The sequence below is a fragment of the Haladaptatus sp. QDMS2 genome, from assembly GCF_029338295.1.
In the GTDB taxonomy this organism is placed as follows: Archaea; Halobacteriota; Halobacteria; order Halobacteriales; family Halococcaceae; genus QDMS2.
The window spans coordinates 13,590-36,065 of record NZ_CP119792.1 but is presented as its reverse complement, the minus strand read 5'-3'; the positions used below and the strand labels follow the sequence as shown (position 1 = coordinate 36,065).

Annotated in this window: 19 protein-coding genes and 2 pseudogenes; 15 read left to right on the top strand and 6 right to left on the bottom strand. The window is 55.2% G+C overall.

Annotation, left to right across the window (positions count from 1 at the left end):
- Positions 1–100 precede the first annotated feature (100 nt).
- The 11 genes and pseudogenes from P1M51_RS16185 (at position 101) to P1M51_RS16140 (ending at position 10,323) form a co-directional block, all read left to right on the top strand.
- On the top strand, positions 101–3,676 hold the full coding sequence (locus tag P1M51_RS16185) for an ATP-binding protein (protein ID WP_276275111.1): 3,576 nt from the start codon (positions 101–103) through the stop codon (positions 3,674–3,676).
- Positions 3,607–3,753 (top strand): annotated as a pseudogene (locus P1M51_RS20150) (hypothetical protein); the annotation flags it as partial. The gene P1M51_RS16185 and the pseudogene P1M51_RS20150, both read left to right, overlap by 70 nt.
- Before the next feature lie 694 nt (positions 3,754–4,447).
- Positions 4,448–4,882, top strand: coding sequence for a helix-turn-helix domain-containing protein (locus P1M51_RS16180; protein WP_276275110.1), 435 nt, complete (start codon positions 4,448–4,450; stop codon positions 4,880–4,882).
- A 263-nt stretch (positions 4,883–5,145) separates the two neighbouring features.
- Complete coding sequence (locus tag P1M51_RS16175; RefSeq protein WP_276248597.1) at positions 5,146–5,700, top strand: DoxX family protein; 555 nt, start codon at positions 5,146–5,148, stop codon at positions 5,698–5,700.
- Positions 5,701–6,313: 613 nt separating this feature from the next.
- Complete coding sequence (locus P1M51_RS16170) at positions 6,314–6,574, top strand: hypothetical protein (RefSeq protein ID WP_276248600.1); 261 nt, start codon at positions 6,314–6,316, stop codon at positions 6,572–6,574.
- Positions 6,575–6,924: 350 nt separating this feature from the next.
- Positions 6,925–7,062: a hypothetical protein gene (locus tag P1M51_RS16165; RefSeq protein ID WP_276275109.1), complete on the top strand. Its 138-nt coding sequence runs from the start codon at positions 6,925–6,927 to the stop codon at positions 7,060–7,062.
- Positions 7,063–7,783: 721 nt separating this feature from the next.
- A pseudogene (locus P1M51_RS16160) lies at positions 7,784–7,996 on the top strand (helix-turn-helix domain-containing protein); the annotation flags it as partial.
- Positions 7,997–8,132: 136 nt separating this feature from the next.
- On the top strand, positions 8,133–8,561 hold the full coding sequence (locus P1M51_RS16155) for a PIN domain-containing protein (RefSeq protein WP_276248603.1): 429 nt from the start codon (positions 8,133–8,135) through the stop codon (positions 8,559–8,561).
- A 368-nt stretch (positions 8,562–8,929) separates the two neighbouring features.
- Positions 8,930–9,100: a hypothetical protein gene (locus tag P1M51_RS16150; RefSeq protein WP_276275104.1), complete on the top strand. Its 171-nt coding sequence runs from the start codon at positions 8,930–8,932 to the stop codon at positions 9,098–9,100.
- A 138-nt stretch (positions 9,101–9,238) separates the two neighbouring features.
- Complete coding sequence (locus tag P1M51_RS16145) at positions 9,239–9,883, top strand: hypothetical protein (RefSeq protein ID WP_276275103.1); 645 nt, start codon at positions 9,239–9,241, stop codon at positions 9,881–9,883.
- Positions 9,884–9,969: 86 nt separating this feature from the next.
- On the top strand, positions 9,970–10,323 hold the full coding sequence (locus P1M51_RS16140; RefSeq protein ID WP_276275102.1) for a helix-turn-helix domain-containing protein: 354 nt from the start codon (positions 9,970–9,972) through the stop codon (positions 10,321–10,323).
- A gap of 45 nt (positions 10,324–10,368) precedes the next feature.
- Here P1M51_RS16140 and P1M51_RS16135 read toward each other — a convergent pair whose 3' ends face one another.
- A complete protein-coding gene (locus tag P1M51_RS16135) occupies positions 10,369–11,607 on the bottom strand; it encodes a transposase (RefSeq protein ID WP_276275101.1) in 1,239 nt (412 codons plus the stop codon).
- Between the two features lie 683 nt (positions 11,608–12,290).
- On the opposite strand from P1M51_RS16135, the gene P1M51_RS16130 reads away from it, so the two are divergent.
- Positions 12,291–12,569, top strand: coding sequence for a ribbon-helix-helix domain-containing protein (locus tag P1M51_RS16130; protein ID WP_276275100.1), 279 nt, complete (start codon positions 12,291–12,293; stop codon positions 12,567–12,569).
- A 308-nt stretch (positions 12,570–12,877) separates the two neighbouring features.
- Positions 12,878–13,297, top strand: a complete 420-nt coding sequence (locus P1M51_RS16125) for a hypothetical protein (RefSeq protein ID WP_276275099.1) — start codon at positions 12,878–12,880, stop codon at positions 13,295–13,297.
- Between the two features lie 199 nt (positions 13,298–13,496).
- On the opposite strand, the gene P1M51_RS16120 is transcribed toward P1M51_RS16125, so the two are convergent.
- Complete coding sequence (locus P1M51_RS16120; protein WP_276275098.1) at positions 13,497–14,009, bottom strand: hypothetical protein; 513 nt, start codon at positions 14,007–14,009, stop codon at positions 13,497–13,499.
- Positions 14,010–14,337: 328 nt separating this feature from the next.
- On the opposite strand from P1M51_RS16120, the gene P1M51_RS16115 reads away from it, so the two are divergent.
- Positions 14,338–18,411: a DUF2272 domain-containing protein gene (locus P1M51_RS16115; protein WP_276275108.1), complete on the top strand. Its 4,074-nt coding sequence runs from the start codon at positions 14,338–14,340 to the stop codon at positions 18,409–18,411.
- Positions 18,412–18,788: 377 nt separating this feature from the next.
- Complete coding sequence (locus tag P1M51_RS16110; protein ID WP_276275095.1) at positions 18,789–19,196, top strand: hypothetical protein; 408 nt, start codon at positions 18,789–18,791, stop codon at positions 19,194–19,196.
- 159 nt (positions 19,197–19,355) lie between these two features.
- On the opposite strand, the gene P1M51_RS16105 is transcribed toward P1M51_RS16110, so the two are convergent.
- The 4 genes from P1M51_RS16105 to P1M51_RS16090 all read right to left on the bottom strand — a co-directional run bounded on the left by P1M51_RS16105 (position 19,356) and on the right by P1M51_RS16090 (position 22,434).
- Complete coding sequence (locus tag P1M51_RS16105) at positions 19,356–19,760, bottom strand: helix-turn-helix domain-containing protein (RefSeq protein ID WP_276275094.1); 405 nt, start codon at positions 19,758–19,760, stop codon at positions 19,356–19,358.
- A 217-nt stretch (positions 19,761–19,977) separates the two neighbouring features.
- Positions 19,978–20,811 (bottom strand): hypothetical protein, encoded by an 834-nt coding sequence (locus tag P1M51_RS16100; RefSeq protein WP_276275093.1) that lies wholly within the window; start codon positions 20,809–20,811, stop codon positions 19,978–19,980.
- 66 nt (positions 20,812–20,877) lie between these two features.
- Complete coding sequence (locus P1M51_RS16095) at positions 20,878–21,198, bottom strand: hypothetical protein (RefSeq protein ID WP_276275092.1); 321 nt, start codon at positions 21,196–21,198, stop codon at positions 20,878–20,880.
- A gap of 90 nt (positions 21,199–21,288) precedes the next feature.
- Positions 21,289–22,434 (bottom strand): Fic family protein, encoded by a 1,146-nt coding sequence (locus P1M51_RS16090; protein ID WP_276275091.1) that lies wholly within the window; start codon positions 22,432–22,434, stop codon positions 21,289–21,291.
- Between the last annotated feature and the right edge of the window lie 42 nt (positions 22,435–22,476).

Sequence of the window (22,476 nt, the reverse complement as noted above, 5' to 3'; positions counted from 1 at the left end):
CGCAACTGGTGAACCCCTTACCACACAATCATGTCGCCTGCTATCACTATGCGCACTATTATTGCACAGTACATCCCCAGGAATACTACCGCAGATTTCGATGCCTGCCACAGACGCACCCACCGACGACCGGTCGATCGACGTTTCCGAACACACCACCTGCATCCGCATTCGCCCAACCGATAGCCCACTGCACCCAGAGACAGTGATAACGCACCTTCGTCGTATCCACGCCCTCGGACCAGACACAACCAAGAGCCTCCTGTCTCGACTCACCAGGCGAACACCCGAGCCGCCGACCATCGAGTTCCGCCTCGTTTCAGACGGTGGCACCGACACCACCATCGACTACTACGTCGGCGTGACCGACCCGAAGATGACAGACGCCCTTGAACGCATCCTTCGAGGCCTGTTCCCGAATACGTACGAACTCACCCGGGTCGATGCTGCCGGCACACTCCCGGATGCAGACGACCACGCTATTGGCGCTGTCGAGTTCCTGGGAACGGCAGAACGTGCCCAAGACTGGCAGACTCAACTCACTCCGTTCGACGCGTTCCAACACGCCGACCACTCACGACTCCCACTTGGCGCGCTCGTCGAGACGATGGCAGAAAGTGCCGTCCCGCTCGTCTACCAGACACTCCTTCGGCCGAAACCCGACTGGTCACGCAGAGCAGAAGAGCGCAGCGCCTACATCGAGGGTGGCCTGGACACGTACGGTGGGCAACTTTCGAACGCCATCTGGGGGCCACCACCGAAAGACGAACTCACGATCACCGCCAGTGACCAAGCCCGCATCCAGGAACTCGCAGAAAAAGATGGACGTCGTTCGTTCGAAGTGAACGCTCGGGCTGTCGCTGTAACCACAGAGGAGTCGAATGCGACCCAGGCCACAATTCGTGAACTCGCCACCGCGTTCAGCGACGTGAGCCACACCTGCTATGCGATTACGAGCGCAGTGCATACTGACGACGAAGCAAAGCGGGTTCATGCAGATATTCAGGAACAGCAATTCTATTCGGCCGATTACAACCGCCTGTGGAACAAAGTTCCGTGGACGAAGAATACGAGCAGGGCTATCGTCGCAGACGCCCGGGAAGCCCCGAATTTCTGCGTACTTTCAGGAGACTCGCTCACGGCTGCGGGGAAACGTGCGGTCGCTCCCACACCGGGCGAGCAAACCTTTCTGCCTCGTCCACCCGCAAACCAGTTACAGGCGTACACAGACGGTCTCCTATTTGGCCATCCACTGTCCCAGGATGGGGAAGCAAGTCCGCAAGGCCACTCCCTGCCACCCGCACTGCAACCCATGCACGTTGCATGGTTCGGGAAAACGGGTTCGGGGAAATCGACGGCGCTCGTGAACGCCATCCTCGAAAACCAGGCGGCCACTGGAGGCGCGAACATCCTCATCGACCCGAAGGGCGACGGCATGGGCGAAGACTACTGTCGCGCCCACTACGCCCGCTACGGCGACCTGGAGAACGTGCGCTACTTCGATTGTTCCGAGGTGCTGCCTGCGTTCTCGTTTTTCGATATCCGCGACGAACTGGAGGCGGGTGTGGCGCGGACGACAGCCGTCGAAGATACCGTCGACCACTACATCGAAATTCTCACCCAAATCATGGGCAAGCGGCGTTTCGAGCAAGCAGTTCGCTCTCCCGACATCATCCGGTATCTCGTGAAGGCACTGTTCGACCCCGTCAATGGAGCTGATGCCTTCTCGCATCGAGAGTTGCACGAAGCCACCCGACGGATGCACGAACGGCAATCCGCACCTGCAGTCTCGGACGAGGGCTTAGAGCGGATGCTCGGTGGCGTGGTCGCGAATCGCGCTCGTTCGTTCGACGAAATCATGCAGGGCGTGGCCAATCGCATGGAGAAGATTCCCCTCGACAAGCGCCTCGCACGCATCTTCAATCACGTCGCCGACGAGGAAGGTGAGGGGCCGCACTTCGACCTCGCCGAGTTCCTCAACGAGGACACGGTCATCATCTTCGACACGGGCGGCCTTCGCAAAGAGGCCCAGCGCGTCGTGACGCTCGTGATTCTCTCGAATCTCTGGACGGCGCTGCGACGGCGAACCAGGCAGGGTGACGGTGAGGACCACCCGCTCGTGAATTTGTACGTGGAGGAGGCTGCGTCTGTTGCGGTGACGGACCTATTAAACGAATTCCTCGCGAAATCCCGGAGTTTCGGGTGTTCGGTGACGTTGGCGATGCAATTCCCCGGCCAACTCAGAGAGGCAAGCGAACGGGCGTACAACGAGGTGCTGAACAACGTCTCGACGTTTGTGACCGGAAACGTGCCCATCGACCGACGGCTGGCTCGCCGCCTCTCGACCGAAGATATGGACGCGACGGAGGTCGGGAATCGACTCCGGGCGCTTGACCGTGGACAGTGGTTCGTGAAACTGCCTGCCGCGTTCGGCGAGTCAGAACCACGGCCGTTCGTCGTAGAGTCCGCACCGTTGCCACCTGGCGACCCAGAGGGGGCACAGCCACTCTCTGCACGGGGAGAAGTGCAGTTTGGAGAGGCACTTGAGGAGACGCTCGACCGGACGTACAGGGAGGCCGGCCTCACACTCTACGAACCAAGCGTCGTCACCTTCGACGAGGAGACACCGTCGTTGGTCCGAGTGGATACCGCGCTTGCGCACACCAAACGCATGCCCGAGACAGTGGAGTACGACGGAGAAATCAACGCCTTGCGCTGTGTGATATGCGACAACCGCTACGACCGGAGCGTACAGGGGATGAAACGCGCCATCGAGTGCTGTTCGTCGCTCTCAAAAGTTGATAGAGACGATATCCCCGTGTGTTCGGTTGGGTTGAAACTCACTGAGGATGAGCGAGAGGCTTCTGCGTGGAGCGACCTACAGTTGCTCTTCTTGCAAGTCGTGTACAACGCCCAGCAGCTGCGCTACGATGCGTTGGAGTACGACCTCACCCGCGATTCGATGATTCGTCTCCAGGAGTACGTCGGAATCGAGAGCAGCGCGGTCCAGGACCTCCTCGACGCGGACGTGTTACGCCACGATACCGACCACCCGCATCGGTTGTTCTCTGTTACTCCAGAGGGACGGCGGGCGATTGGAGAGAGCTACCGTCAGGGCATCGACTACGGCCACGGGAAAGGCGACTTAGAGGAGTCCAGTCAGCACGTCTTCGCGGTGGACGTTCTCAGACGGTATATACAGAAGGCATACGTAGAGGACTCGGATTCTCCTGTAGTGGAGGTCGTCCCCTACTACGAGATTCGCGAAGGTGGCGTCGCTGCGGCTGACTTCATGGGCAGTGGAGAGGAAATCGATGGCTCCGAAGAATTCGAGATGCACCGCTTAGACTGCGTTGGACTGGACGCAGACGGCGAAATTCTGATTGTGGGCGAAGCAGAACGCATCAACCACGATTACAGGAGAGCCGTGCCTGAGGATTACGACAAGATGGCCGCCTGTGAGCCTGTAGAGGCCATCTGGGTCGTGATGGACCGGAAAGGCGGGCACTCTGTGTTGAGCGCACTGAACGACCCCACAGATAGCAAAACCCGGGTAGAGAAGACGTATGTGGAATCCACCCCGCCAAACCAGTTCAGAATCGATGCTCCCGGCCTCACCCAGATGTACTCCGTCGCCTGGCTCCGCGACAACATGGCGAAACTCATCGACAGCTGAATTCGGGTTTTTGTGGGGTTTTGGGCGGTTCTATCGAGGGTTTAGGAATCGCTACAACTGGTCTTTTTGCGCCGTGAGAGGCCCCAGGCACTGACACCGCAACCCACACATTCCTAGAATCAGAGACTGAATCTCCACAATCGGGTTGAAACCCCGGAAGGAGGTTTCTAACGAGTGTGTGGATCTGAGTGTGGCGTGGGAACTGTGTGTTTTCCGATGGAAAGAGGAAATGTGGAAATGGCTATGAGAGTGGGCCTACGGCCTGTATTCTGGCGTTCCAGTTCTTTTGTTGCGGCCTGAACGGACCGACTCCAACGGTCAGAAACGACCCGAAATCCAAAACCGCTAGACGGAAGCCGATTGTGGAGATTTGCGCGGGCAAAACGTGGTGCAAATGGCCTATTTCAGCCGAAAATCGGGGTATTTCCACACTCAGATTGTGGCCTGTAGGCCCCTCGAAACCGCCGAATCCGGGGGTTTCACTTTTTCACGACACGCCGTTCGCGCCGCGAGCACCCATCTCCACACTCAGGTTCAGATTTCCACAACCACGTCTCTTCCGGGGATTTTACCCGATTGTGAGACCTCACTGGGTTTAGGAAAGTGGGCTAAATCTGGTGCTGAGTTCAGTCGGTTGTTGACTTTGGGAGCAACACTTATTGTGTTGACCTGTTCATCAACACGCGAGAATGGACGACCAGCCAATCGTCCGATTCGACGATCCCGGTCCGGACGAACTCCGCAACCGCTTCCGCACAGCGGTGAGAAGATATGAACGAGAATACACACACTGACCGTACCGTCCTGCACGTCACCATCGACACGGGAGACGTTCTCGCTGACGAAGCAGACAACATCGCCGCTGCGCTGCGTGGAGATGCCGATGCAATCGACGGCCCGACCCACCGCCTGTCGTTCTCCTCGGGCGCACAGTTCCAGGAGGTGTTCAACGCCACCAATATCGAACTCCTCCAGACGATCGCCCGCGAACACCCTGGGAGCATCCGCGAGCTTGCACGCCTCGTCGAGCGCGACGTTAGCCCCGTCCACCGCGACCTGAAGGCACTCGAATCCTACGGTCTCGTCGAGTTCGAAAGCGAGGGGCGTGCCAAGCGCCCGGTCGTTCCATACGACGAAATCGACGTGGCGCTCCCGCTCACCGTCGACACAACCTCACGCTCAAATCGGTCGGGAACATCTGCCTAATCGGATAGAGTGTCGCCACGGCAGACGAAAATCGGGCTAGCGAGCAACGCCCCGAGTTACCGGTTTGGCTCTGTGGAAATACTCGGTCGGGATAGTTTGTTGAGCCGTGCTGAATAGAGAGCGCGAGTCGGTCACAGCCAGTCATGGCTGGGTGAGGGAGAAGAGTGAGACCTACAGAGGGCGTAAGTAGCGTTCTCTTCCTGTTTCGGGACTTGTCTTGAAATTGGGATACTCTTTTCACCTGTCAACTAGTAATACCAGATATGGCCACTCATGAAGTTGGGCTCAGTAGTACGGTTGCGGGTGTGACGGCTGAAGGGAAACTTCACACCTTGAGCGTGTGGTTCATCCTCGCGCTGCGGCTCATGATGGGGTTTGCGTTCTTCCAGAGCGGGTTGGACAAGGTACTCTCCGGGAGTTTCAGCGCCGCCGGCTATCTCCAGAACGCCCCACCAGCAAACAACAGTCCGGTTGCTGACCTCTTCGTGACGATGGGGAACACGCCCTGGTTCGTCGACTTCGTCAATATTGCTGTTCCATGGGGAGAGTTGCTCATCGGGCTCGGGCTGATTGTCGGAGCACTCGTTCGACTGGCGGCGTTTTTCGGCGCGTTTATGATGCTCATGTTCTATCTCGGGAACTGGGATATCGCCCACGGCTACATCAACGGTGACTTCGCGTACATGCTCGTCTTCCTCGCCGTTGCCGCCTTCGGTGCGGGGCGAATCATCGGGCTCGACGCCTATATCGAACAGTATGAAAGCAGTGGCCAGCCACTCGTTGAACGGTACCCCCGGATGCGATATCTCCTTGGATAACATCGGTAAATATACCGAAGCATCTAACACCGTTTTCAGCCGAAGTCGGGGGAATCTACCGAACCAGCCTGCTGCATGCAGCCTCTGAGTCGGTCACGGCATTCCTGACAGAAACCGAGTCGTTCGGATGACCCGTGCTGAACTTACAGCGCGAACATAGCACTGCGATATTCTGTTTAGCTGAAAAGGAGGGCGGTAAGCCCCCTTCCTCAACGAGCGCCGAAGGCGCGAGTAGGGAGGGGATACACCGCCCGCACGCTGTGTCAACGACCGTGACAAATGACTTACTACCCACTCGGTCGAACGGGGTAGTAAGATGCTCTGTCACGGCGCGTCCGCCGTTCAAACGCGACAATAAGCGTGCGTCGGACGTGTGGCCGAGTGTCGATGCGGTAGGAGTGGGACACTCCGAACCACCCGTAAAGGGAAGTCGCCTGCGGAGTCTGGAACCTCTGTGTCCACGTCGGATGCAAGTGCCGACGCAGAAACAGGAAGCCCCGTCCTCAACAAGCGAGGGGCGAGTAGCCCCGAGCGCGGTAGGGCGGGGTAGTTCACATCCTCTGTCCCGATGTTAATCCAACAGTTCATTAGGTCACATCGACATATCAATCGTATGCCGTCACCGCCGTTTATTGACCAGGAATCAGGCGAATTAGATCTTAGTCAGATCCGAGCAGAAGTCTTCCCACTTGCCGGTCTTATCTTGTTATTCGGAGGGCTGGCGCTTCTTGTGTTTCTACTCGTGCTACTTGTCGCTGGCAACTCCCTGCTCGGTGGACTCCTTACCGTCATCACACAGTTCATTCTAGCCGTCGGCACCGGTATCGTGTTGATGTATGTTATTGCGCGTGGGATACAGCTTGCCGACACGTAAGCGTGCCCCCAAACCAGTCGAATACTCTTTCAGTTTTCGAGTTTATCGAGGAGTATTCGTTCTGCTGTATACATCCTCTGTATCTCGCACGCACTTCCCGTCAATATCCAAGGATTGCAACAGAGCCAGGCATTTGCAACAGACGAAACAGCCGTTGAGCGAGACACCGTACTCACGTATCTCCGGAACCACACAGAACCACTCGCACCGGAATACGTTGCGACAATCAATCTCTGGGTAGCGAGGATCGAAGAGACCGACCAGCTTCCGAGTGGGCTTGGACGTGGAATTGCAGAGGCCACGGACGAACCGAATGAATATGACGACAGCTCCCCTAGTGAGGACAGAGCATGGCCGCAGAACGTGACGAATCCACCGCCCTCGACGATCTGTCGCCCGAGGAGGCACGGCGGTATCTGATTCGTTTCCTCGGTCGCCAGGACCTCGACGAACACGAGGAAATTTACGAAGAGCTCGCACACGAGTAGCTACGTTCATCGCCTACCTGACGTACGCCTAACCACTCAGTCTACGGGTTGGGGACGCGGATTGAAGACCTGTATCGAGCTCTGACTTCCCCCCACGACTGAAATCGTGGGCTTTCTCCTGTACCTGTGTAAGACTCAGGCCTAACTGATTCTCGGGATGTCTCCGGTCTGAAGCTGCGAACCATCCACATTGCAAGTTTCGTCACCAACGCAGCATCTTGTGGACCGATTTCTACTCTTTTTGGCTTATTTTGGGGATTCAGCTCTTCAGTATCACTCAAAAGTTGTGGAGTTCATCCCACAACTTTTTGATGTAGTCTGACTACTGTGCCGCCTTTGAGGTAAAACATGGGGACCCAGAAGGGATGACGCTCCGAAATATCAAACGGTTCCTTGAAGCGAATGAGGGAGCTGTCGGATTCGTAAGTAATCATGCTGCGACGCGAAACACCCCACGCCTCGTCGAGCGCGACGTCAGCCCAGTCCACCGCGACCTGAACTGACCTCCTCCCGCACCTAATGACGCGGATATGCACTCGATTCAGTATCATGATAGTGTGAGCCATCGAGTGCATCTGTTCGTTGAGCCGAACTATGTTGAGCTCTGCATTCCTTCAACGGTATTGTTCTTGGTTTCATACGCGACAATCGCTTGTTTAATACCTCTTTTAACCCTGCCGTTGAGGGAACACTTATGCATGAGACCGGCGAACTCACTCGCATGGGCACGCCTGGACCAACCGCTGGAATCCCGCTCAAAGACGTCCTCGACGTCTTCGCCGCCCGAGACGATCCCGCCGAACCACTCACCGCGACCGAGGTAGCGGACGCCCTCGGCTGTTCTCGCCGAACGGCGCACAATAAGCTCACGAAACTCACCGACCAGGGGGAACTCAAGAGCAAGAAAGTCGGTGCCAGAGGCCGTGTCTGGTGGGTTGCAGACGAGACTGACACAGAAGTAGACTTCACCCAGGGGTTTGGCGCGTTCAAGGGCACTGACTTCGCCGACCAGGTGGCCGACGCTCGCGTTGAGATGAACCAGGATTTCGAACAGCGCCAGGAGGAACACTTTGGCAAGTCAAACTGAGTTCGCGGTTCTCGAAACCTCCTTTCTCGTTGATTTCCTGAATGGCGACGAATACACCCTTAAAGCTCTCGAGTTCCTGCGTGAGGAAGTAGCTGAGTTCGTGGTTCCGGCAATCACGATGTATGAATTGTATTCGGGTGCGATTCGGTCGAACGCGGCAGACGATTCGCCTGCTGCGGTAGACCACGCCCTCAGCTGGGCGTCTGTCCGCCCGTTCGATGCTGACCAGGCACTTACAGCCGCTCGCATTCGCGCTCAGCTGCTCGACGATGGGAACCCGATTCCTGTGCCCGATATTCTAATTGCGGCTGCGGCGGAGGTGACCGATCACACGGTACTTGTCACGACTGACCATCACTTCACGGCTCTAGACAGTCCAACAGTTAGAGTATATAATCCGACGGCCGAATAGATGAGTCCCACAAGGGCGAGCATCTCACCCATTGGCATTCCGAACCCGATACCTCCGAGCAGTGTGAATGTCTCTTTCTCGGTTGGTAGGAATACCTGCTGAGAAAAGACCCAACGAGCGCATCAATTTGTAGCTTCACGGAGGAGACGACTTCTGTTTGTGGAGGTGGCGGTAACTGTGCTTTCCTGTGAGCCACGTCAGACCCCAAAGCAGTCCATCGGCAGAGGTATTGGTCTAAGACTATCGCTCAGTGAACGATTATTTGGTGGCCTACGAGAGAACAGAACGTGACTGAAGACGTCGTCTACTCCCGAGCGAGTTCTCGTCGCAACAGAGAAAATGACTCACCGAGAATAATTGAAATAGAGATGCCGTCCAGCACTGATTCCTCGTCTGCAGTTGATGAAGTAGTTCGCCGGCTGTACAAGCAGTACAAGGCGGCAAAAAGCGACGAGGAACGCCGCGAGATTGCCCTCAAGATGGGGAACCTCGACGGCAAGCGCAACGCAGACATCTACGCAGCACTCGAAGACAAGTAACTTACCCACGGGTCACACAGCTCGTTTTTCGACTCGAAGTCTACTCGCACTGAGAGTCACAGCTACAAGATTACAATGTTCGTCAGTCAATAGGTACTCGAACGAGTGACGAATGTCCTGTTTACCCCGCATCCAAGAATGAACCAGCATGCTGCCATTGCCACCGTCGAGGAGTACTGCACGTTTGACGACGACCGCGTCTACCTGTTCATGGCCGTCGCCCGCCAAAAAGAGAATCCACAGCTCACCAGCAGTACGGAAGTCACGTTTCGAGAAGTCGTCAAAGACCACCAAGACATCCGTCGGAAATTCGACCAACTCTACGCCTGGGCACAGCACTACCGGTCCAAATCAGGCGACTCGCTGACGTTTCGGCTGTATCTCTCAGTGAACGCTCGAAATACGGTAGACGGGTTCTTCAATTTCCAGGAGCAGACCAACGGCTGGGTCAGAGCGTGGCTCAAAGGTGACGAGACTGCTCCTCGAAAATTCAAGCGTGTCTCGAGTTACTGGAAGTCAGAGCTCCAGAAGCCAACGGCGAGCGACGACTCCCGCTTTCTCTTCGATGTAGATGATGCCACTGAAGAGGAGATGCAGCGACTACTCGACGCCCTGGAGAAAGCGACGGCTGTCGTGCTGGTTCGTGAGTCACCGAATGGGTATCACATCGTAACAGAGCCGTTCAACTACACCACTCTCGAGGTCGATGTCGAGTACGAACTGAAGACGGATGGGATGTTGTTCGTCACGTTCCTGACCAACCACTCAGAGAGCGAAGCGTGAGACGAGTTCTGAGGTGTAGGTGAAGCTCCAATCCAATGGAACAAATACATCAAACAGCTATGTTCCAACAGTCCCAACACTAGTCTATGTCGAGCGGGTCCATCGATATCGACGAATTCGAAAACACTGACGAATTCGAGGAACAGAACGACACTGAGCAGATCGTGCTGTTCCTCGACGACCACGACGACCGTGCGTGGAAGGCAGCGACGATCGCCGAGCGACTCGGGCTGGACACGGACGCTGTGAGTGCAATCCTGTCGAGATTGAAGGAGCGGGGTCTCGTGCGGCACAAGCGTCCCTACTGGGCGATCACGGATGACAAAGACCGGCTCCACGCTGCCTACCGACTCCACCGACATCACGAGAGTGCAGCGGAAGAATACGGCGAAGAGCGTCTCGAGGACCTCCGGACCGACCAGATGGAAGAGGTACAGTAAACTACCACGCCCTGAAGGGCGTGGCATTCAGCATGGACTCCCGTTCTAACCGCTGAGAGCGGTAGGCGAATACTCGCCGTTCACGTTCATCATCCCGCTGTTCAAGCGCACGCCTACGGGTGCGCCTCCACGCCCAGACTTTTGCTGGTCGCGGAGATACTTCAGACCGATATTCTTCGCGGCGTTGTAATCTGCGTGAACATCGTACCCGCATTTCAGACAACCGAACTCGTCTTGTCCGTTGTTGTGTGGACGATTATCCTCGTGGGTGAATCCACACTTGGAGCAACGCTGACTCGTGTACGCCGGATTAATCTGCTTCACCACAAGACCTTCAGACTCGGCTTTGTACGTGACGTACTCGTACAAGCGATGGAACGCCCACTTGTGAACCGCCTTCGCATACGGCAAGCGTTCGCGGATGCCTTTGAGTTGCTCAAACACGATATGTGTGCAGTCGTTCTCCAACGCTTCTTCCACGAGTTCGTTCGAGATGGTGTGAAGCAATTGCTCGAAACGCCCGGTTTGCTTTCGACCGACTCGCTGAACGTTTTCGTGTGCCCATCGAGTTCCGGTCTTTTGCAGGTCTGCTCGACGTTTCTCATACTCGCGGTGCCAGTGGTTGAGTTCGCCGCCGCTCCAGAATTTCCCAGTTGAGGTGGTTGCGATGTTTGTGATGCCGAGGTCAACACCAAGGACGGAGACGTGCTTGGCATCGCCTTGTTCGGCCTCATCGTTCTCCACGGCGGGCTTTGTCCGCACATGAAGGTAGAAACAGTCCTCAACCTCGTCGTAGTGGAGCGTAGCTCCTTTCACGTCGTAGTCGTCGTTGAACAGATATGCGGAGTGTGGCGTATCACGCTGTTCATCGGGTAGGACGAAGTCTGCGGTCACTCGTCCGTCGATGGTGGCGAGTGTGGCGTGGTCGTCGTTGACGGTGACGGTTCTTGCGTCGTAGCTGGCGAACCGCGACGTGAAGTGTGGTTTCGAGGCGTTCTTGCCTTGTGACCACCGTTCGATAACTCCTTTGACGGCTTCTGCGGCGCGGTTTCGTGCAGCTTGCACGAGATTGGCTGGAAGCGGTGAATCATCCCGAACGTCGTAGTAGGTAAGGTCGTGGAGTTTCTGCTTGCTGGTGATTTTCCAGTCTGGCTCCCACGCTACGTCTACGACATGGTTGGCGGCGTCAAGGAAGTGGTCGGTTGTCTGGTGGAGGAGGTCAGCGGCACTCTTGTCCACATCGAGTTTGATGGGCACGGTTCGAGTGCTTGAATCTTCCACCATCTGTACTTCATATATAGTAGCCTGTATTTATACTGGTTCGGATTGACGTGGGGGAGTCGGCCTGCTATCGAGGAGTGTTTATGTATCGGGTTGTCGGCTTCCTCCCGCGTCATCAGAACTCGGAGAGTTCTGATTGGCTAACAAGACGCAAAGCGTCTTGCGAACGCCTAAAGTCGCAGGTTTCCGCCTTGCAGTCATTATGACCCGAAAGACGTTGCTCAGTATCAAGGAGCGAGTGGACACGAAAGTGGAGATCCCAACCCACGACGCTGAATTCTAATCGCTTGATTTCGGTTGTTTGAGGGTGTTAAAACTGGCGTGAACAGACGAAATCTACTCTCCTTCGACTTTTAAAGATACCATCTTGCATCAACACATGTTCAATCGTTGTTCAGTGTATTTCATTAACGATTCAATTGCCGCGGATCCCCCAGTTTCAAATCTTCCTAAACGCGTCTTTTCCGGGGATTTCACCCGAGTGTAGGTCGTCACCTAAACGGTGAAAATTCGTTTTTCGAGAGTCGCTACTGCAGACACATTTCTGGGATTTTTCTCCTTGTCGAGCGAGGTGAGTTTGATGACGTCACAGAATCTGGTGCAGTGTCCCATATTTCGGGTGGATGGGGTGCTCAGATGGGAAACCCACCCGAAGACCCATCTGTGATACATTCGTATCACAGCGTATGAGTAGCGACGGCAACTCCGGATCGGACGGCGAAATGGAGAAAATCAACGTCCGGGTGCCACGCGCGCTGCTCACCCAAATAGATGAAGTCTGGGAGCAACGCGGCTACGCCAACAAGTCCGAATTTATCCGCTATGCACTCCGCGACGCAGTCACCCCTCCAACACAGCTCTCTGAGGAAGCACTCGAGCACCTCGCCGAAAGCCGTGAACAGCGGGAGCAAAGCGAGACGGTCTCACACGAGGATGTGAAGGAACGTCTCGGCATCGATGACTGAGATTGAGTGGACGCCGAAAGCAACCGAACTCCTCTATCCAGAGCAGGCGAGCAATGTCCCACAAGCAGTTGATTCGTTGTTGGGTTAATACTCCAACACAGGTATAATGTTGGGTGGCAACCCAACAGTGAGGGATGGGCCACGAACTCCACACCGCTGCCGGTGACGCAGACGTCGAGTTCCTTGGCATGGAAGCCCTCGTCGTGGAGTTCTGAGCCAGTGCTGACGAATACTGGGATATTATTGGTGGGAACCCACCCCGTCTCTATTGAACTGCATATACACAAACACGTCCAACACACCCGAACATGACTACACTTCACATCACTGTCGGCGACCGAGCACAGCTCCGAGAGGATACGCTCCAGTTCATTCAGACAGCAGAGACTGGTGAACTGGATGCAAGCGATGAGCGTGCAGTCCTCCAGTTCGGAACCTATGACGATCTCGTCGACAGTCTCACCCCACTGCGCCTCAATCTCGTTCAGGCAATTGCCAAAGAACATCCCGCAAGTATGCGAGAGACTGCACGACTCGTCGACCGCGACGTCTCCGATGTGCATGCAGACCTGAAACAACTGGAGGTGCTGGGCATTCTCGAACTCAGGGAAGGAGGCCCTGGGGGAGCGATTCAACCAGTCGTCCCCTTCGATAAAATCGAGATACACATCGACTATCCACTTCTCGACGACGTCGATACAGACACCACTCCTGCGAGTGCAGATTAGCCACGTATATTTCACCCGCTGGAAAGGTGGGAAGGCAGTAAGAGGGAGTCGTGGTGAATCGATGAAAACGAATCGCCCGGATTCGGTTGTTTGAGAGTGTTCAGACTGGCGTGAACAGACGAAATCTACCCCCTCAATAATCAACCACCCACGACTTGGTCGTGGGCTTTCTCCTTGCTCCCTGTGAGTTTTCCCTTCGTCACCGAGTCAGGTGGTGGATACGAGTCGCTTCAATCGAATCGTAGAGCAAAATTGCCTGCTTGATGAGCGTGGCCTGGTGCTCAGAGTACTCCCAATCCTCTGCGTCGTGCCGTCGCTGTCGGCGTTCGACTGCTGGAATATCAGCACCGACGGTCGCTCGGAGTTCGTCAGCAGATTTCACATCGTATGCAGCCTTCCACTCGTCGATATCGTCCCGGATTGCACGTAATTCAGCCGTGAGTTCGTCTTTTTCGTGGTCGTTGATGAGGTCACGAATCTGATCGAAATACTGAGTGACTGGGTCGGGATGGTAACAGGTCTCACGGCCACGCTGAATCGTTTCGAGTTTATCGGCCTCGACGAGTTGGATGAGATACTTTTCGGCTGTGTTCCGGGCAACACCAGCAGCAGTAGCAATCTCGCCCGCGTTTTTTGGTTCGCGGACCGTCATCGCGACCTCCCGAATCCGGGCGACTTTTGCTGTGTGGTTTGAGGTTCCTGCGTCGCTCATACACGTACTCCACTCTCTGGCAGCATCAGTTTTTGAAGTTCAATTCAATATCTTGAATTAGCCCTGTTTTTCGCCCGAACAGGGGACACCGTTTGCGGGAGGAGACGTATCATTTCAGTCACATGCATAGGCGCGGGCTTGACTAGCCCAATCGAAAGGCCACTCCGCATCCTGTTCTGAAAACTGTGTTCACAGCCACGCTGTCCGCTTTTTAGCTGCGTGCTACTTTCGTGAGCGTAAGCCGAGCCATAGACTTATGTCAACATATATCAAATTGATTTAGACAGTAAATAATTGAATTATGACTGGAATACACTATAGCAACCTGGTGAAATCCGACTACGCGGAGAAGAGTATTCGAGAGATACTCGCATCACCGATCGACGCGCTCGTCGGTGTCGATGCAGATGATGTTGCTGCGCTAACTCATCTTGACATCGAGACTGTTCACGACCTGGCGACCGCACCCACGTTCAATCTAGCCAGGCGAATCAGAATGGCTGCTGAGGGAGACAACTCGCCAATGGCGAGCTACGGGCTCACACCCGCGAGTGCCACGGCGTCCGGGGAACCAACGCCAGTTGAAGACCTCGTAGACGCCGATATCAGTGCCTTAGCTGGCGTAACCGAACAGTTCGACGATGACATCCGAGACGCAATTGCATTGCGAACAATCCGAGATTTCTCACAGTGGCCACCGTATCTAGCTGCCAGAGCAATACTCAGACAACTGAACGGCGTCACAACGGATGAGGATTCTTCGGAACGAACACCAGCCGAGTTAGTCCCAGTCGCCCGGCAATACAACACAGAGAAAGTGTTCTACGAGAAGGTGTTCCTCGACGAAGTTCTCGAATCAACAACACAGGAAGAAGAAGATGAGGAAAACACGGTCGAACGTCCAATCCTTGCACCATCGAAATACAAGCGAATTCAATATGGAAACGACTTGTTTTCGCGGACCACCAAGCGACGAACGAGGAGTGATGGCGGGGCCGCACGTGTCGGTGCCTCAGAATCCGGTGGATTCCCCATCACAATCGACGCATCTACGACACCTGATTCGTACACGTCGCCTGCACTCGGGGCGTTCTTGACCTTCTCGCAATCCTGGTATCCAGAAGGACTGTCCCTCGGGAATTTACTGCATAGCACGTCACTCGCACCGGGCGAAATGACCAGAATTGCCGTGCTCGATTGGGCACGTCAAATCGGGGTTTCTACTGACGAACGCATCGACCAGGCCGAACAACTCGATGCATCAACCGGTCGAACCCGTGCGATCGACGAGACACAGGATGCGACCGCACGGGAGTTCACCACTGGTAGTTCACAGGTCCGGAGTGATGCAATATCGAGCCAGTCGAGTGCCAGTGGCGGACTCGGGTTTTCGGGTGGGGGGTTCAGCATCGGTGCGAGTGGGTCGGGAAGCAAGGCGCGCACGCGCTCTGCTTCGCGGTCGGTGAGTTCCTCGAGTGGACGACGAGACCTCTCCGCATCGATGAGCCAGCGATTGACTGATATTACCCAACAGCAGGCGTCATCGACGCGGTCACGACGGGCGTCTATCGTGAGCGAGATTTCACAAGAAGAGTCCGTGGAGGCGAAGACGCGCATTGTGACGAACTACAACCACATGCACTCGCTGAACCTGCACTATTATGAAGTGGTGCAGATTTACCGGACTGAAGTTCGGCCCGAGGAGGCAGAGCCGATTATCTTCCTCCCGTTCGAGCCAATCGAGTTCAACAAGCGGATGGTTCGCCGGTATCGGGGTGCACTCCTCGATGCAGCGCTGGACAACGAAACCTATCGTTCGCTTGCGAATGCATTCGGCAAATCGATCGTAACCCTCCAGTCGGATATCTGGCCAGATTCAATCGCTGATGAAGAGAGCGAAGCGCGTGCGTACGCACGGATTGGTGTCATTGGCTCGCTCGAAGACGGGACGTGGGACGTCCCGTCGGATGCGACGCTCACCCGTCTTACGTCGATGTCTGGCGGCCAGAACGACAAGGTCGTCGACGAAGTGCAGATATATCGTCGGTCTACCAACGACCCCCTCCAACTCGACGTGCAGAACGGTTCGACTCCCGTTCCAGAGGGCGTTGATTTCGCCGATATCAAACGCATCGCTGTGTCGTTCGATGAAACCGCAGAAGAGACGGACGACGACCAGTTCAACCTCACCCTCGGGATTTCGTTCGAAGGCAACCAGGACAGCATCCCGATTCGAGGATTGTGGACAGCACAAAGTTCGGCCGAGTTCAACCCCGTCTTGTTCGTCGACCAGCCAATCGAATTCAACGAACTCGTTTCGACGCTCAATGAAAGCCAACTCTACTACAGTCGAGTCGTGTGGGAGCACTTAGACCAGGAGACGCTTTCGTTGCTCTTGCGGGACATGCCATTGTTCGGGACGAATCGAACTGCGGAACTCGTCGAACCGACTCCAGTCGCGACGTACGGCAATCTCGTTGGCTTCCGGCTTGCCCTCCCGGAGCCAATCCCCCTCGATGGGCTTTCTGCGTCAACTCGCGAAGGAATTTCGAGTGCAGTTGAAACCGACCTCGATGGAATCGATATCGAGGAGGGGCCAATCGAATACGGCTTCGACGGCTTCGATGCTGAATCACGGGATCACCAAACACTGTTGACGATGGTCAATTGGTGGGGGAACTGGCGAGACCGCAATTACGACGCGGCCGCCGTCAAAGACGAACTCGTTTCGATGCCGAGCGACGGCGTCCACATGGAGCCCATTCTTGGACGAGCGAATGCGGCGGAGAAACTGGACATCACTCGATTCTGGGACTGGCAAGAGTCGCCGATTCCGTTCCAGGCGACCGCGATCAATCCCGTGGACACAGGGTCGCGAGCGTCCGATGAGCAGCTCACACCTGGCTCACTCGACTCGCCGATCGTCAATATCCAGACGCCACCGTCTGTTCCAGATCCGGCTGGGCTGTCGGCCATCCTTAACGCGGTGTCGACCGCGAATCTGTTCCGCGATATGTCCGGCCTCGACCAGACTGCTGCAGTTGCCCAACAGGGCCAACAGTCGACGAGCGATGCAGCAACGAGTGCGACGAAGACGACGATGGCGGGAGCCACCGCCCAGAGCAAGATTGCCTCCCAGAACTATCAAGCGAAGTTGAAGGCCGACACCGAACGGATGAAAACGCTCGCGTCGCTTGTCGGAGCGTCTACTGGTGGCTCGTCAGGGACCGACAGAACGACGGACACGAATTCCGGATTCGGCGCACTCTTCAACGAAGCCGGAAAGCAATCAACCACCTCATCGCCGATGACGAACGGCGGAGCCGAGAACACCACAGGGAAGTCGAATTCCGGAATCGGTGACATCGGTTCGTCGAGTGGGTCTTCCTCGAACGGGTCGACCGTCAATGGGAGTTCTCACGAATACCGGTCGCGTGAATCGGATTCGACTGACTTGCCTGTCGATATGTTGCAGAGCAAAGCCGACCCCGTCGGGAGGGCGACGGATGCAATGTACAGGCTCGATTCGATGAGTGACGACTCGGGCGTTGTACCGGCCCAGTACCCGTCTGCGACATCGGACGACGATGTGGACCTGAGCGGTCTTCGAGCGAACGGGCTGTACTGGAAGGAGCAAATCGTCAACGCTGCGAAAGCAGAAGAACGTGCGTGGACGAAACAGGATACGTCGAAGAAAGACGAGGCTACGCAACTGTCGAAGCTCGAATCCTACTATGGGGTCGTCGCCGAGGCAGGAGATGGCGTCATCACCGAACAAGGTGCGAAAGCGTACGCCAAGAAAGCGAAAAACGACGAATCTGCGTGGAGTGCTGCCTTCATCTCCTACGTCGTAAATCAGGCCGGTGTGACGCACGCTGATGGATTCGCATTCCACTTCCGACACCTGAACTACGTCGTCAACGCGCTCGTCAACCGCATGAATGGAGACCGCGAACGGCCCTTCTGGTTGTTCTCCGCTGCAGAAATCACCCCAGAGGTTGGTGATATCCTGTGTAAAAATCGGAAAGGCAAAAACAAGCCGTGTTCTGACCATTCGCTTCAGAGTCTGGCGCAGAACTATACCGCCATCGGCGATGTAACCGGAAAGCACGTGCCGAAAGATGAGATCTATGGACGGTCGCACTGCGACATCGTCGTCGAGAAGAAAACCATCGACGGGGACGACTACATCGAGACCGTAGGCGGCAATACGATCGACCTCAGCGGAGTCGCGGACACCGTTGGGCGCAAGCGATGGAAGTTAGACAGCGACGGGCACGTCGAATATCGCGTCGATACCAACAATTCCAAAGTCGATGACTGCTCTGTCTTCGGCTACATTCGGATTATGGTGCCCAGTATCGACGAAGTGCTGCGAGAGGAGGGGTCCACGCTCGCTTGAGATTGCGGTAGCAGACCAGCTTCTTGGCTACTGATTTACTTTTTATCGAAGTACCTCCAAACACGAATCGTTGCGAATGAGGGGAGTGCTGGCTATTCTACAAAATTGAGTCGATAGTCCACGGAGTTGGGTTCACTTATTATCGCCAATTAAAGAGCGACTACTTCGACACGAGTCGAGACAAAGGCACGTGCCCGAACTGCCAGGCGTACGTCCGGTCGACTAACGGAGGACCGATTTCTGACCTGCAACCGATATGGCTGGGTGGTTGGCTATCCATTCCTTCGATGGCTTCGTTACCCATCCTGGGTTGACTACTACTTCCGTGACTAGCTTCCGTTGTATTCAGGCGTACCAGTCAAATTATTAAGGAATCAATGAGTAGCCTAACCATGGTGAGGGGACTAGCATCTCGTCTCAAAGACTACTTTGAGGAGAGGACACAAGAGAATTTACGGAGTGTCATAAGCTATGAGCAAGAAGAGTACGAGATTGTGTATCTCCGTGACGATGTCACCGAAAAATACACCAGAGAGCAACTCAGAGATTCGATAGACAATACGCGTCTGGAATCGATGACTGCGCCGGTATACGACTCACTCTACTCTGATGACCATGGGGAACTGACGTGCCTGGTCAAGTGCTTCGAGCATGTGGTCGAATTGAACTTCGTCCTTGGTGATTTTGAGGGAGTCACTATTGGGCTTGATGAAGCGGCATTAGCAGGCTCTCAAAATCTCGTGGCTGGAACGAGACAGATTTTCATTGAGGAACGGGCCGCATGAGTTGGTGACTTTGCCTGCATAGTCTGGATTACACGATTCGAGGAGAAAGCCCACGATGAAGTCGTGGGAGGATGTCAGGCGGCTTAACGTTAGGCCTAATCGTAAGAATACGTCAGGCAATAGTCGATTATCTGTCACTGAAAACACCCACCAGTAGGTTCAACGAACCCGATACACGCCAGACTGCACCTTATTCAACTTCCCTTTCTCGGTTAATTTGGTGAGAGCACGACTCACGCTCGATTTCGGACGGTCAATCTCGCCAGCAATCTCTCCTGTTGTTAACGTCGTCTCCTCGCTCTGCTTGAACGCCCCGAGAATATCCGTTTCCACCGAACTGGCGACTTTACTGAGGATATCGTTTTCAAACGCAATATCAGCGAGCTTTTCTACATTGAGTATTGCGTTAGTAACTTCGCCTGTGGCTGTTTGATGTGATTTAATACGGAGGACACCAGCCTGAGTCAGCCACTGAACCTCCGCAAACGTGAGCGAACCTGCCTCAGCTGTGATGTCTGTGTCAGTGGTGACGTTGTACGCGTCAAATTTCCTTCCGTTCGACATGCGTGCCCTGTTTTACCGGCAATGTTAAAATATTTACCCGCAATGTTAATTTCTTTTCCCTGGAATGAAATGTCATTAACGCTGATTTCAGCAAGGCTTTTCAGTAATGCCGGGCGTAGAATGAAGTGAGCGCTAGGCGCCAGCGTGAAGAGCCTGTTCGACCATGTCCCTTGATGGATGTGGGGGCAGGAATCGGCGCCTGTTACTATACTCTGAGTCACAACCCACGCAGGATGCTCCCCAGATTGTCGAACCCATCCCTCTCAAGTGTCCGTACGACCGGGTTCAGCGAATCACTGATTGGAGGCTGGCTCCCCTGATCCGCAAAAACAGCTCCCTTGTACCAACAACAGATTCGTTGACGGACGCTGTCTCCACGGTGACCGGGTAGCTGTGCGGGCGTGTACTCAACGCTATTTTGGTACATCCCATTGAACGCCTGTCCCCACTCGTCAGACCGAGCTTGTTTGGCATGCACAACGGGAAAAACGGGATTCATATAGTCGTACTGCTGCTCGAGGGTGTGGGCGAGGTAATTTGCCGTCAGGTCGGCAAGTAACGCATTCGGGTAGTAGAACTCCGATTTCTGGCCGTGAGCTGTTGTGGGATGGTCGTCTGTGAGTCCGGAGAGTGCCTCTAAAAAGGGCTTGGCTTTCTGTTCGTTTCCATCAATAATCACCAGCGGAGTTAAACCGAGAACAAGGAGATCGTTCACGTGGATTGCTGAGTGAACCGCTTCGACCTGCTGGAGATTTGTGTTCTTGTCACGCGCTCGGCTGTGAGCAAATGCTTCGAGGTGCGCCCGATTCGCATGAATGAGATTCTCGCAAAACCCCTGCAACTCGGTGTGCTCGTAATTGTTTGCCTTGTCGTAGAACGGTTTGAACCCAATGTCCGCGCCGTGCTCATAGATGGAGCTGAGGATCTCGGGTTCTTGCTCCCGTGTCGAGTGTACTGCGACGGTGACAGTCGTCCCACCAACGGTGCTCGCATCGAGTGCGATCGAGGAGGCGAATGACGCGGAATTTGTTTTGAAGAGAGGGAGAGTCATTGATCGTATCGGTGGCACATAGTCTGGTACTGGTTGGCTCTGTAAGTAAGTGAGAAGGGGAGGGTATTATACCGCATTTATTTTCTTGCGAGCGGCGCGGACTCGATCGTTGACAGTCTGTCGGCTTACGTTCCGGACATGTGCCCAGATCGCTTGACTACTCGTGTACTGTTCGGTGGTCATCCAGTAGTCCAACGTCTCTGCTGGCGAGCCAAGCTCGTTGGCAAGAGCTGCGAGTTCGATGGCGGTGATACGGCGTCCTATATCGAGCGGAGTTCGTTCGGTTGCCTGCTGGCTGATGAACTGACTAATGGATAGGTGTACCAGAGTTTCGCCGTCTTCATCTACAAGCCAGACTCGAACGTCGCTCTCAGACTGGTCAGCCATAGCTGGAGAGTGCTCTTGCATCCAACTGAAAGGATGTTGTGGCTGACCGACTCTCGCCACTTCGAACCGCTATTGTCGTTTGAGGTGGGTTCATTCGAGAATCTCGAACACGTCGACTGCTTTGTACTCTTTGCCGCGTTCTTTGCCGGTCACTTCTGCTACGAGCCCATCTGCTTCGAGATCGTCGACGACCTTGTAGGCAGTTCTGCGTGAAACGTCGAGATACTCCACGAGGTCGAGTGTAGTGAAGTACGGATACTGGAGCAACTGCCGAGCGAACCGGTCCGTGCTCGTAGCGCCTGGGTACTCCTGTTCGTAGCGCGTTTGGAGCTCTCGAAGCTGGTGTGTCCGGTCGTAGGACGTCGCCGCTTGGCTTCGGAGGCCTTCGAGGAAGAACGTGAGCCACTCGTCCCACGCACCCTCTTCGCTCACCGCACGCATCCGTTCGACGTACTCGACTTTGTGCCGGTTGAAATACGCACTCGGGTAGATGTAGGGACTTTCGAGGTAGCCCTTACTTGCCAAAAAGAGGATGATGAGGAGGCGACCAAGGCGACCGTTTCCGTCAGAGAATGGATGAACGGTCTCGAAGAAGTAGTGGATGATAGCAGCATCGACGAGTGGATGATACTGCCCACCCAGCTGGATGTACGATGCGAGTGACTGCATGAGCCCATCGAGCGCCTCGGGCGTCGGTGGGACGAACGGACGCTGTCCTGGCTGTGGACTCGAAAGATGAACCATGTGGTCGCGGAATTCGCCGACGATGTCACCCTCGTTTCGAACGTCTTCGAGCAGCATCGAATGGAGTTCTTTGATGAGCGAGAGGGTTATTGACGCGCCACTCTCGATTCGTTCGAGTCCGTACGTGAGCGCAGTCTCGTAGTTGAGCGCCTCTTGTAGGTCTTTCTCGATTCTGGATTCAGTCTCGTCTGCGGGGTGTCTTGTATGATACGCCTCGACGTCTTCATATGCGACCTCTGCCCCTTCGATTCGTGCGGATTCGACAGCTTCGATGCGAATGAGGGAGGTGTAGAGAACTGCGGAGAAGTCAATTGTCGAGATGATACCGTCCACGCGACCGATTTGATACGCGGCATCAGCCACCAGATCGTGTGTCTGATCGGTGAGATCGTGCTTCGGCTCTACAGGAAGCGACTCGGGGGAATAGTACGGGTGGGGATGGGAGGGGACGTACTTTCCCGGTGCACTTTCTGGAAGCTCCTTCGTGGGCATTGCACTTAGCACACTCTTCCCTCTCTGTTGGTATAGCTGTTT